At 54.3% G+C, this 12488-nt stretch carries 9 protein-coding genes and 1 rRNA gene; 5 read left to right on the top strand and 5 right to left on the bottom strand.

Annotated elements, in window-relative coordinates:
• Window positions 1-161 precede the first annotated feature (161 nt).
• Complete coding sequence (locus tag AABA21_RS15210) at window positions 162-956, top strand: PRC-barrel domain-containing protein (RefSeq protein ID WP_338251497.1); 795 nt, start codon at window positions 162-164, stop codon at window positions 954-956.
• A gap of 132 nt (window positions 957-1088) precedes the next feature.
• Here the strand turns inward: AABA21_RS15210 and AABA21_RS15205 are convergent, their stop codons facing one another.
• The 3 genes from AABA21_RS15205 to AABA21_RS15195 all read right to left on the bottom strand — a co-directional run bounded on the left by AABA21_RS15205 (window position 1089) and on the right by AABA21_RS15195 (window position 3322).
• On the bottom strand, window positions 1089-1940 hold the full coding sequence (locus AABA21_RS15205; protein ID WP_338251495.1) for a 3-hydroxyacyl-CoA dehydrogenase family protein: 852 nt from the start codon (window positions 1938-1940) through the stop codon (window positions 1089-1091).
• A 103-nt stretch (window positions 1941-2043) separates the two neighbouring features.
• On the bottom strand, window positions 2044-2721 hold the full coding sequence (locus AABA21_RS15200) for an HIT family protein (RefSeq protein ID WP_338251493.1): 678 nt from the start codon (window positions 2719-2721) through the stop codon (window positions 2044-2046).
• Between the two features lie 124 nt (window positions 2722-2845).
• Complete coding sequence (locus AABA21_RS15195) at window positions 2846-3322, bottom strand: flavin reductase family protein (protein ID WP_338251491.1); 477 nt, start codon at window positions 3320-3322, stop codon at window positions 2846-2848.
• A gap of 231 nt (window positions 3323-3553) precedes the next feature.
• On the opposite strand from AABA21_RS15195, the gene AABA21_RS15190 reads away from it, so the two are divergent.
• Entirely contained in the window at window positions 3554-4978 is a 1425-nt protein-coding gene (locus AABA21_RS15190; RefSeq protein WP_338251488.1) for a PQQ-dependent sugar dehydrogenase, read from the top strand.
• A gap of 102 nt (window positions 4979-5080) precedes the next feature.
• On the opposite strand, the gene AABA21_RS15185 is transcribed toward AABA21_RS15190, so the two are convergent.
• Both AABA21_RS15185 and AABA21_RS15180 read right to left on the bottom strand, forming a co-directional pair.
• Window positions 5081-6517, bottom strand: a complete 1437-nt coding sequence (locus AABA21_RS15185) for a CUAEP/CCAEP-tail radical SAM (seleno)protein (protein ID WP_338258446.1) — start codon at window positions 6515-6517, stop codon at window positions 5081-5083.
• Window positions 6514-6846, bottom strand: coding sequence for an oxidative damage protection protein (locus AABA21_RS15180; RefSeq protein WP_338251487.1), 333 nt, complete (start codon window positions 6844-6846; stop codon window positions 6514-6516). The genes AABA21_RS15185 and AABA21_RS15180 overlap by 4 nt, the downstream gene beginning before the upstream one ends.
• A 449-nt stretch (window positions 6847-7295) precedes the next feature.
• Here AABA21_RS15180 and AABA21_RS15175 point away from each other — a divergent pair, with 449 nt between their 5' ends.
• The 3 genes from AABA21_RS15175 to rrf all read left to right on the top strand — a co-directional run bounded on the left by AABA21_RS15175 (window position 7296) and on the right by rrf (window position 12354).
• Entirely contained in the window at window positions 7296-8249 is a 954-nt protein-coding gene (locus AABA21_RS15175; protein WP_338251485.1) for a methionyl-tRNA formyltransferase, read from the top strand.
• Between the two features lie 52 nt (window positions 8250-8301).
• Entirely contained in the window at window positions 8302-12129 is a 3828-nt protein-coding gene (smc, locus tag AABA21_RS15170; RefSeq protein ID WP_338251483.1) for a chromosome segregation protein SMC, read from the top strand.
• A 108-nt stretch (window positions 12130-12237) separates the two neighbouring features.
• A 5S ribosomal RNA gene (gene rrf, locus AABA21_RS15165) occupies window positions 12238-12354 on the top strand.
• The last annotated feature ends 134 nt before the right edge of the window (window positions 12355-12488 follow it).

Raw genomic sequence — 12488 nt, 5'->3', positions numbered from 1 at the left:
CCAGTTTTGCACAAGAATTGTAGAGCGGTGAGCGCGATGCGGACGTTGTGGAGGGCTATACTCTGGTCAAAAATGGGGAATTGTGTTATTGTTATGAACAGGACAATTAATTGGGAATACTCGTCCTCACAGATCGTACTACATTCTTAGAGGAAATGCTTATGGATAGTTCTCTTCAACGTGCTAATCCCGCTACAGACGATAGAGAGAGCACTGTTGTCGCTGATTATGAGGAGGATGCACTGGCTGCTGAGGAGGAACATCATGTCCATTTACCGAATCCAAGCCTGTGGCCTGTACTGCTCAGTGTCGCAATTCTGGTTTCGATAGTTGGCTTGTTGTTCATTCCCGATGCGCCGTGGCTGACTCTGGTTGGCGCCGTCTTCATTCTGGTAGGTATTCTGGGATGGGCACTAGAAGATCCAATGGCTGCGCCAGAAGAAACGTATATTTCTTCTCCACAGCTAGCTGGAGCTCTGGGGAAGTTCCAGATTGGTCAAACTGTCATTGATAGAGATGGTGAGTCACTGGGCTCTGTGCAGGCTCGCCTGGGCAATTACATTCTGGCCGACCGTGGTGGTTTCTCCATGAAGGTCTATTATGTGCCGCTACGCTTTATTGAGAATGACGTTGTCAATAATACTGTGCGTTTGAAGGTTAGCGAAGTGGATCTGCTCAAGCGTGGTCTTGACCGCGTGCCAACTGATCTCTACGATGAGTCGCCCGAGTATGGTGTGCCAGATGTAAAAGGTGTGCCAATGTTTGCGCGTGGTCCGCTGTCTCCTGCCGAGACCGGTCACTACAACTATGGCCCAAATTTCCCTGGTATCAATACCGATGCGGCTGGCTCATATCATCCCGATGAGGTTCGCCCAACACCTCAGCGCTATGTATCTGACCGTCGTGGTTACAATACACGTAGATCTCTCCCACCTCGTGTTGCGGCCGCCGACTAAGCACATCAAAAAAAGATGCGAGCAATGCTCGCATCTTTTTTTTTATTTCCTGTTCCCGCAAGATGAGTTTTCGCACCTACGGTGCTCAAGGAGCTTTGAGGTGTTGATGCATCAACACCTCAAAAAATCAGATTATTGATAATCATAGAACCCTTTGCCGCTTTTCTTTCCATAATATCCCGATTGAACCATGCGGCGCAGCAGGGGAGGGGGAGCATACAGTGGATCCTTGTATTCATCATAGATCGCTTCTGCCGCCCAGAGCGTTGTGTCGAGCCCCACATAGTCAAGCAGTGTAAAAGGACCCATGGGATAACCACAGCCGAGCTTCATGGCTGTATCGATGTCATCTCGGCTGGCGACACCGTTTTCCAGCATACGGACGGCCGAGATCAAATAAGGGATGAGCAGGAAGTTGACGATGAAGCCCGCCGTATCTTTGGCCAGTACTGGCGTCTTGCCGAGCGAACGGGCGAATTGTTGGACGGTCTCGATTGTTTCATCAGAGGTGGAGATGGTGCGTACGATTTCGACCAGCTGCATGACCGGGGCCGGATTAAAGAAATGCAGGCCCGCCACTTTGTCGGATCGTTTGGTAACCGCTCCCATCTGGGTGACACTCAGTGATGAGGTATTGCTCAATAATAGTGCCTCGGGTTTGAGCAGGCGATCAAGAGCAGGATAGAGACGTAATTTCTCCTCCATATTCTCGATGACCGCCTCGATAATGATGTCACAGTCGGCCAGGTCCTCCAGGTTGATTGTGCCGCGCAGGTGTTCACGTGTTTCCACCGCCTGTTGCGCTGTGAGCTTACCTTTGCTTTCCATCTTCTGCCAGGCCGCCTCTATGCGCGCCAACCCCTTATCGAGCAGTTCTTGATTGACCTCGCGCACAACTGTAGTATAGCCTGACTGCGCGCAGGTCTGCGCGATACCTCCACCCATTAAGCCGCATCCGATAACGCCAACTTTGCGAATTTCCATTGATGCAATAGTCTCCTCTAAATCAAAAAATAAACTAGTAGCTACTCTCTAGTATACGCTTTTTTATTGAGCTCTGCTGTAAAAACGAAATGAGGCCTATTATTTACGATGAGCGGGCATCAGCCTGCTCGTCGTGCTCGAATTCTTTCCAACGAGTTATGACTGATGCGATCAGTGGCTTGCCATCGATCTGGCGTTCCTGAGGCAGGCGCCACTGTTTATAGCTGCTGTGGGCCGTGACGGCTGGTCCGAGCACATTTTTGATGATGGATGAATAGGTTTCGGGTTTAGGGGGAAACAGGTAGCCATAGTGGGTATCTTCGAGATAAAAATAGTGACCATTTTGTTGATGCCAGCTACGAATATCTTCCTGGCTATGGATGCGTTGACCATGCCCGTGGTGTTCCAGGTCGTAGGTCAGTGGGCCGATGGGGAAGCAGTGAAGATGGGCATGGAAGACTGTCTGGTGGAAGATACCATGTTCCCAATACACCGGCTCGGCATAGTAGAGCTCAAAAAAGCGCCGCACTTCTTGCTTGAGTTCGAACAGTTCATCATCCAGGCTGGAGGAGACATCACCGTAACAGGTATAGTGTTGTTTAGGGATAATCAAAATGTGACCTTCAACCAGGGGAGCATGATCGGCTACCAGGCGTAAATTTTGCGTTTCCTTCATTATCAGTGGAGCGATACGGTCTATCTGGCAGAATGTACAGTCGCGTTTTATATCCAGCATGGATGTGCTATGGGTATCTGACGATGCGCTGCTCTGACGCTGCATGCGGTGAGCTCCTTTGCTTGTTTTTCCTCTTTTGGGTATAGAATGTGTATACCTATATATAATATCATGTCAGGATGCTGCATCTCTGTATAGCGTCCTGACATGATATTGAGGTTGTTACGATTTAGCCCGCGTGGCGGAAGCCAGCCTCGTTCATGGTAAGAGAGGCACCTTCAGACTGTACGCCGGCTTCAACGACCTCCGCGATGACCAGGGTTGAATCGCCAGCTGGTACGCTGTTCTGTACTTTACAGGTGGTCCAGGCCAGGGCGTCGTTGAGTACTGGATAGGCATCTTGCTGCATTGTGTATGCGATGCCAGCCAGCTTATCTGGATTTTTGAAGTACGATCGACCGAGCTGGCCAGCCAGCTCGCGCTGTCCCGTTTTCAGGACGTTGATAGTGAAGGTCTGGCTATGTTGAATCATCGAGAGCGATTTGGCATCGTTCTCGATAGAGACGGCGATCAGAGGGGGCTCAAAAGAGACCTGGGTGAGCCAGTTGGCTGTAAATGCATTTACAACCTCGCCCTCCTTACTCATAATCACATAGAGCCCATACGTAAATGTACGTAATGCTTGCTTCTTAACTGCCGGATCCATGTTTCACCTCGCTTTTGCTATAGTATGTATCTTTATTGTAGTCTCTGGATGGGTCCGATATCCAGTCACCTGTACTTGAGGTTATGCCAGCATCTGGCAACTAGTACTTTACCACTATACTTGTATTGATTTGCTTTGGAATACGTGCATATGAGACAAGATGATTTTGAGATGCGAAGAGTTTAAGAAAATGCACATTGTATGTTTGTTTGGGAAAGGGGAGCTTACGCTGTGCGAAGGTATTCAATGTTCGGGGGGATAACGACGCTCTGTTTGTGTTTGCTGCTGGTGTTGAGTGGTTGTGGATCCACCAGCGCACCATCAAGCGCTTCAAAACCGACCCCTACCAGTACGCCTGCGGGTGCGAAAGCAAGCGCGACAGCAACGTCCAAGCAAGGAACTTCACCATCGGCTGTTTCAGCGATCCTGGCCCAGCCTACAGCGGGAAATCAGCGCGTCAAGGTATCTGTTGCTTCCGACATGCGCGGCGGGGCGTTTGAGCAGGACCGTTATCTGAACGTGCCCCCACATATGCAGATTTCCGTCTATACACGCATCCCTAAAGCTCGCTTTATGGCGGTCACGCCGGCCGGTGATCTGCTGGTCTCGGTGCCTGATGAGGGGAAAGTTGACCTGGTGCGGGCCAATCAACAGGGAAATCCTGATGTATCGACCTTTGTCAGTGGCTTACGGCGTCCACAGGATATTGTGTTTCATACTATTGGCCAGCAGACATATGTCTATATCTCCGAAACGAACCAGATCGATCGTTTCCTCTACCAGAAAGGGGATACCCAGGCTCATGATCGGCAGATTGTGGTGACGGGATTACCTGATAGCAGCAGTCCCGAATTGCATGGCGCCTATGGACATGAGCTCAAGAATATCGCGCTGGACAGCAATAATAAACTCTATGTCTCGATCGCCTCGACCTGTAATGCCTGCCTGGCGGATACCCAGAGCAATCCTTTGAGGGGCGCTATCTATCAGTATAATGCTGATGGTACCCAGGGACATCTCTACGCGCATGGATTGCGCAACGCCGAGGGACTGGCTTTTGTACCAGGTACGAACCAGCTGTGGGTAGCTGTGAACAATCGCGATAATATCCTTTATCCCCATCAAGACGCGACGGGTCAATACCAGCAGCGGATTCCGGCGTATGTTGATAATCATCCGCCTGAAGAGTTTACCCATATTCAGGAAGGGTCCAACTACGGCTGGCCGTTTTGTAATCCCAATCCCAATCAGGGCGTCAATCACATGCCATTCGATCGCGATGTCGAGTTTAATGTCGACGGTCACGTGAACTGTGATCAGATGCAGCGTATCGACAAAGGGATACAGGCCCATTCCGCGCCGCTGGGGCTGGTTTTTCTGCAGGATCCTGCTGCGCCGAACCCACAACATACCGGTGCATTGATCAGTCTGCATGGCTCCTGGAATCGTACCGTTCCCACGGGTTATAAAGTCATCTACTTCCCCTGGAATAACCAGTCGCAGCAGCCCGGGCAGCAGATCGACCTGGTCACGGGCTGGCAGGATAACACATCCGTCTGGGGCCGACCGGTTGATACCGCGATTGATCAGCAGGGCAACATCTTTATCTCTGATGATCTAAGCGGCACCGTCTATAAGCTGACGTATCAAGCATAAAAGTAGCCAGGAGTCAGGCGGCACGACCTTTAGACTTTTTCGTAGCAGTATGAGTCATCCCGGATGATTTTTCAAAAATCCGGGATGACTCATACTTGTTTTTTATGCGCGCCTGGCGCAGAGTTGATTGCTGGTAGGTTCAGCGCAGCAGAACCAGGACTCGGTAAGGTGGGGAAGCTCTTTCCGTTCACCATACTGGCGCATGGCTTTGAAGGCAGATAGCTTCTCACCTTTCATAGCAAGCGCGCGTGCTTTGATCTGAAAAAAGGTCATTATCGCGTCTGACCCCATCTGTTCGGCCTGCTCGACCAGCGTGGCAACCTGTTTCTGCAGATCATCCATGCGTGGATCGGGATGCGCCCAGCGGTAGCCAAAGGCGGTGGGATCAAATTCACCGATCCAGTTTGAACTACCGGGTGTATCCAGATGCGCCGAGCCGGGAGGGACGAGCAGGCGAATCGAGAGGTGAACCGGATCGATATGCTCGATGAAGTGTCCCTGCTCGAAGAAGTCAAGGAGCTCAATATAGCTATCGAGCGTTTCCCAGGGCGTGAAAGGCAGCAGTGATGGACGCAGCGTAATCCCGACGCGCTCCATCTCGGTGAAAGCCTCGGCTACATCGGCGGCGGTATGATTTTTGGCCAGCTCCTGTAACACCCTGTTGTTCAATGATTCGACCGCCGAAACCACAAAGACGCAGCCCAGTTCTTTCATTTCCGGCAGGAACTGCCGATGTTTGAGTAAGTGCTCGATCTTGATCGTGGCGTCGAAGGTCAGGTCCGGAAACTCCTGGTGCATCGCGCGTGTGATACGCAGGGCGTGGGTGGGACCATTCCAGAAATCGGGATCGCCAAAGGTGATATGCTGTGCCCCTGCGGCCACCTGGGCGCGAATATCCGCCAGCACAACGTCTGCCGGGACCGCGAAGAAGCGTCCATGATATATCGGCGTTACCGGACAATGGACGCATGTATGTTTGCAGCCGCGTGTAGATTCGGTATAGCCGACCACGCGAGTCTCTGTTCCCCGTTCCATGCGCGCATAGCGATCCAGGGCGGGCAGGTGATCGCGCTCAGGTACCAGAAACGGCGTACGCTGAATCCAGGGTCCGCTGGCATGCCCATGGCTATACACGCCCGGGATGCCATCATCTTTATCCTGTTCTACCGCGGCGATCAGTTGACACAGTGGGACCTCATATTCGCCCCCAATGGCCGCATTAATGGCATGCTGTTCGAGCAGGTGGTCGGCATTGAGCAGCGCATACAGGCCATACAGGCAGATATACGCCGCTGGATTGAGCGTACGAATGCGCTGCGCGACCTGCTCGCCCAGACGCATCGCCGTATGCATAGGGACCGAGATGGCCACGAAGCGTGCCTGGCGAATCGCCTCATCTGAAAGCGAGTCAATGGATGTATCGACACACACCGGCGCGTAGCCAGACTGCTCAAGCATGGCCGACAATGATGCCAGGTGGAAAGGTTGATGTCCCAACTCATAGCACGAGATCAACAGAATATCTCCATGCTTTCTTATTTCCTTCGTGGCGCGCCTCCCCCCCCTTTGCGCTGTGGAGCGCCCTTACTACCGGCTCCGGCCGTCTCAGGCGCCCATCCTTCTGGCATTGCGGCATCCTGCCCAAAGAAAAACTCTTCCATCTGTTCGCGTAAGATCTTACGAGACTCAGGATCGGCCATATTCAACCCATAGTGATTGATAATCAACACCTGTTGTGCTGGCCACATATCATAGGCTTGCTGTGAAATCTGTTCGTAAATGCGCTGCCCCAGCTTTCCTGGAAACGGAGGTTTCTCCAGACCAGGAAGTTCACGCTGCAACTTGACGCAATAAACCATTCTTGGCATATGAACTCTCCCTCATAAAGGGTAATAATAAAAACCATTGAGCAGCTCGCACTTGCCGTTAATGGAAAACGTCAGCCGATGCCCTATAGCATCTTACTCATTATTGTACTATGTCGGCAGCTATTATTGCACGCCTTCTCGCATGTTCCTCAGGGCTTTTAAATTTTTCTCTTTGGCGCCTGCAGCGCCGGGTTGGGAGTGTGGAGTGTATGTGGTGGGCGGCCGCGGCCGCCCACCACATACACTCCACACACAAAAGAATGTACATCTTATGACTTGCTCGTGATCTCTCGACGATCTCTGGACGAATATTAAAAAGCCCTGCATGCTCCTGTTGATCGTGGTCGTTGTTTGACAGCGAGGGAGAGATTTGCTACCATTTTTTGAACGTTTGTTTGTCCAAAAAGAGCAGTGGACTGGCAGGCAGTACGATGAAAAGGATAAGAAAGATGTCAGGGGCTTCTTCACCAGGGATGCGCATCCTTTTCTTTGGGATGGAGTGCGATTTTTCGTTACCATCCTTCACAGCGCTTATCCAGAATGGGTTTGAGATCTGCGCCGTTATTATTCCTGCCGATGGAGACACCTTGCCGGGTATACATGTCGCGCCTGCGATAGTGTCGAAGGTTGCTCCTCGGAGTCGGCGTGGTAGCCTGCCCATGTTAACGCCCGTTACCCCCTCGCTGACGCAGATGGCGTGGGCGCATTCTATCCCGGTCTGGCAGGTACGCAAGCTGAATGATCCAGAGACGCTGACAACGCTGGCCGCTTACCATCCCGATATCCTCTGCGTTGCTTGCTTCTCCCGGCTCATTCCGCGTTCTCTCTTAGAGCTACCGCGCCTGGGCGGAATCAATGTTCATCCCTCGCTGCTCCCGGCCAATCGGGGCCCCTTGCCGCTTTTCTGGACCCTGCGAGCGGGAGAGGAGCAGGCTGGCGTCACGATTCACCAACTAACCACTGCATTGGATAGCGGGCCGATTCTGGCGCAGGAAACGATTGCGGTGCCCGAAGGGGTTCGCTACGGGGAACTGGAGGCGCTCTGCGCCGGAGTAGGTGCGCGGCTCCTGGTGCAAACGATCCAGGCATTAGCGTCCGGGCAATGCCATGCACGTCCTCAGGACGAAGCCTTGAGTAGCTATCATCCATATCCGGGGGACAATGAATATGTCGTGAATGCCAATGAGTGGAGGGCTCGACGACTCTACAATTTTATTCGTGGCGTCGCTAGCGTCGAGCGGCCAGTTGAAGTTCTCTGCGCAGACGGATATCTACTGGCGGCGGATGCCATTTCTTATAGCTTAGAGGGTGAGGCGGATATAGGAGATACGGTACAGCAAGATGGTCATGGAGAAGCGATAATTATCTGCCGTGACGGCTGTGTAAGAGTATACTGTATTTGAACGACATGGCGACGTTTTTTGATATTTTTCAGGAAGAGGATAAAGCCAGGCGGTGTATCTTAAACGACTAGAAATGCTCGGCTTCAAGAGCTTTGCGGCGCGAACCATGCTTGAATTTAGCCCCGGCATCACGGCGGTAGTAGGACCCAATGGAGCAGGAAAATCCAATGTGGCGGACTCCATGCGCTGGGTGCTTGGCGAGCAGAGCATGCGGCAATTGCGCGGCAAGAAGAGTGACGATATTATTTTCGCGGGTGGACAGGGGAAGGCCCCTCTTGGCATGGCGGAGGTGTCGCTAACGCTCGACAACAGCACTGGCTGGGTCCCCTCAGAGTACAGTGAGATCACCGTCACGCGCCGCAGCTATCGCTCGGGAGAGAACGAATATCTGATCAACAAGCAGAAGGTGCGCCTCAAAGACGTCTTATTGCTGCTGGCCCAGGCACGCATCGGGCATGATTCCTATACCGTAGTGGGTCAGGGTCTGATCGATGCCGCTTTGAGTTTGCGCGCGGAGGAGCGGCGTGCGCTGTTTGAGGATGCCGCCGGTATTCGTCCCTTTCAGGTGCAGCGCACCGATGCCGAGACGCGTTTGAAGCAGACCGAGCAGAATGTGGAGCGCCTGCGTGATATTGTGAGCGAGATTGAGCCACGCCTGGCTCCCCTGGCCGAGCAAGCCAAACGAGCGCTGGAGTTCGCGCAGTTAAATGATGAGCTCAACGAGGTGCTGTTATCCTGGTACGCCCTGCAATGGCGGCGGCTACGTGCCACGCGCGAACACGCTGAACAGGCCGAACGTGAGCAGGGTCAGAAGGTGCGCCAGGCCGAGGCCGAATTGCAGCAACTCACAGAGCAGTCCCAGTCATTGCGCAACCGGCGCCAGCAGATACAGGTCCAGATCGGTGAGGCGCGTGCATCCTGCGATAAGGCCAACGAACTGGTGCGGCGGCTGGAGCGCGACCTGGCCGTTAATGAAGAGCGCATCGGTGGCCTGGAGCGTCAGCGTGGCGAACTGCAGACCGAAGAGCGCCGGTTACGTGAGCGCTCGATTGCTCAGCAGAAGCAGTTGATCGACCTGGAGGAGCAGTGCGATCTGGCGGACGAGGCGGTCGATAACGGGGCCGCGCAACTTGCCAGTTTAGAGGGTACGGTAGCGCAGGCGCAGAAAGAATATGAGATGGACGAGCGCCGGTTACGCTCGGCTCAGAGCGACCTGGTACAGGTGCAGGCGCGTCTGGGCTCAACCCAGACCGAACTGGGACGTTTGCAGAAGCAGCTAGGAGAGCGCAACCGTACCCTGGCCAGTCGGCGCGACACGATCTCCCAGACTCAGCAATCTCAGCGTACCCTGGAAGGCCGCCTGGTCGAAGAACGGGGCCGTCTTGAGGAGATGCGTACCGAGGAGCAGCAAATCCTCCAGCGCAAACAAACTATCGCCAAAACCATCTCTGACGCCCAGCAAGAACTGGAGCGTATGAAGTCCGCCTTGACGGAAGCCGAGCGGCGCAAGCGCACCACGGTGGATCGCTTGAATATGCTCAAAAACTGGCGCCAGAGTCTCAGCGGCTATAGCGATGGCGTGCGTGCACTGCTGCGGGCTCCCGCCTCTGACTTCAGCGGTCTGGTGGGTCCTGTTCCACAGTTAGGCGTCGTTGCCAGTGGGATGGAGACGGCCCTTGAAGCTGCTCTGGGACCATACATGCAGGCCGTCGTCGTGCGGACACTGGCTGATGCCCAGCGCGGCCTGGCGTATCTGCAGAAAATCCAGGCCGGTCGCGCCATGATTATCTGGATGGAACGCGTGGAAGATGATGAGGACGACGACATGCATGAGGTACGCACGATTCAGGGGCAGGTTGAAGAACGGGTGCTTGATCGTTACCTGGAGACGGTCCCCGAACTGAAGCCACGCATTCTGGGATTTGCCTGGAAGCAGCTACAATGTGAGCCTCGCTTCACCCCTATCTTTATGCGCCTCTTGCATGGTGTCGTCCTGGCCCGGGACCTGGCGGCCGCCCAGGAACTGCTGGCCTGGGGGATGGAACTCAGCATCTCATCCGACAGCGATCTGCCCTTTACCTCACTGGTCACGGTGGCAGGCGAGGTCTTGCATCTAGATGGCTGGCTGACCGGCGGCAATGGCAAAGCCGGATCGCAACAGGGACTGCTGGCCTATGAACGAGAACTGCGTGAGCTTCCGCAGCATCTGGAAGAGATTAACCTCATGATCAACCAGTTGCACGATATGATGAGCGAGGCGCAACGCAAACAAGAGGGCCGCCGCGCCGAGCAGAACGCCACCGAAAAAGAGCTCCAGAAGGTTAGCGGCCGCATCCATGAGATGAATAAAACAATCAACTCTTCTCAGAGAGAACTGGAGCGTGTACAGACAGAGATCCGCATGGCCGCCTCGATTGAGCAGCAGCTATCCTCTGAGGTAGCGGGTCTAGAGCAAGAGGTCGCTGCCGCTCATGAACGCGTGCGCACCCATGAGAAGTCACAGCGCGAAATGAGCGGACTGGTTGAGGGGCTGCGGATTGAAATGGAGGAACGTGCCACCACGTACCGGCGCAAGCAGGACGAACTGGGCCGTGAACGCACAGCGGTAGCCGTGAAGCGTCAGGAGGCGCGCTCCCTGCGCCAGCAACTCTCAAATCTACAAAATCAGGCTCAGGATCTCAAAAACCAGATCCAGCAGCAGGTCAAGCGCATCAAAGAGGCGGAACAGCAGCAGCAAGACGTACAGGAGTCCATAGCCCTGCAGAGTAAGGACCTGGAGCAGGCGCGCCAGCGTGCGGATACGCTGACGCAGGATCTGCACGTAATAGAGAAATCTCTGACTGAAATTGAGGAGCAGATCCTTTCTCAAGAGCAGCAGCGCATCAAAGTACAGCAACACACGCGTGAACTGGAGTCCGCCTATCGCCGCTCATTGCTGGACAGCCAGAAGGCGCGTGACGCCGTGGAATCCCTGCTTGCCCAATTGCAGGAGGAAATGAATATCACCGACCCGGAAGAGCTGAATCGCCATGGTAGACACACAGGGGACATGCCGGATGAGGTTGCTGATGTGGGTGAACAGGTACATGAGTACAATGGCCAGCGTGCGCTCGCTGTAACGGTGCAGAATGACGTGCATGCGCAGGCGGACGTTGTAGATCAGTTAACAGAAGAGGAAGAGACGCAGTTGCGTAAATACCGCCGACGCATAGAGAGTCTGAGGGGGCGCATCAAGGCGATGGGAGGCTGCGACGCCAATGCCCCGCAGGTCTATACAGAGACCCGGACGCGCTATGATTTTCTCACCGCGCAGATCATGGACCTTGAGCAGGCGGCTCAGCAGCTCTATACCATTATCAGCCAGCTTGATGTCACCATGGCCAGGCAGTTTGAGGAGACCTTCCAGGCTGTAAATACACGCTTCAAAGAGCATTTCACCACCCTCTTCAACGGTGGTACCGCGCGCCTGGAATTGATGGTGGCAAAGGGCAGCGACGAAGAAGGGACGATCCCCTCCAGCATGCCAGCTGGTGTCGAGGTTATCGTTCAGCCGCCCGGCAAAAAGGTGCAGGACCTCTCGCTGCTCTCAGGAGGTGAACGGGCGCTGGTCTCGGCCGCCCTGCTCTTCTCTCTGCTGGAGATCAACCCGCCGCCGTTTTGTTTGCTGGATGAAGTGGATGCCGCCCTTGACGAGTCCAACGTCACCCGTTTCTGCGACATCCTGAAGCGCCTGGCCCAGCGCACCCAGTTCATCGTGATCACCCATAATCGCGTGACTATGACGGCTGCTCAGGCCATCTATGGCGTCACCATGCGCGAAAGCGCCTCTCGGCTGCTCTCATTGCGACTTGAGCAGGTTCCGGCCTCAGCCAGCCGCTAGCTGGAGCGAACGCTCTGCTGGAGCGAACTTGCTGAGAAGGTGTTGACAGGAGAGAATGGCTGTGATAGTATTCCCTCTGTTAAGAAAGCCGCTTGTATGTGCAGGTGAGCTGGTGACAATAGCGAAGAGGGCACACCCGTTCCCATCCCGAACACGGAAGTTAAGCTCTTCCTCCCCGATGATACTGCGTGGGCAACTGCGTGGGAAAATAGGAAGTCGCCGTCTCACCCGCCCACACGGGTGGCTTTTTTGTGTTGTAGCGGCACAAGGTTTAATCGGACGCGAGGTCCGAACTTATGGATGATGAGAGCCTGACGATATCGATACCCGGAGGCGCTATCGCACAATAGCGCCTCCGA

This window comes from Dictyobacter halimunensis (genome assembly GCF_036245075.1).
Note: the sequence above shows the minus strand (reverse complement) of the source record. Positions and strands in the feature narration are given on the sequence as shown.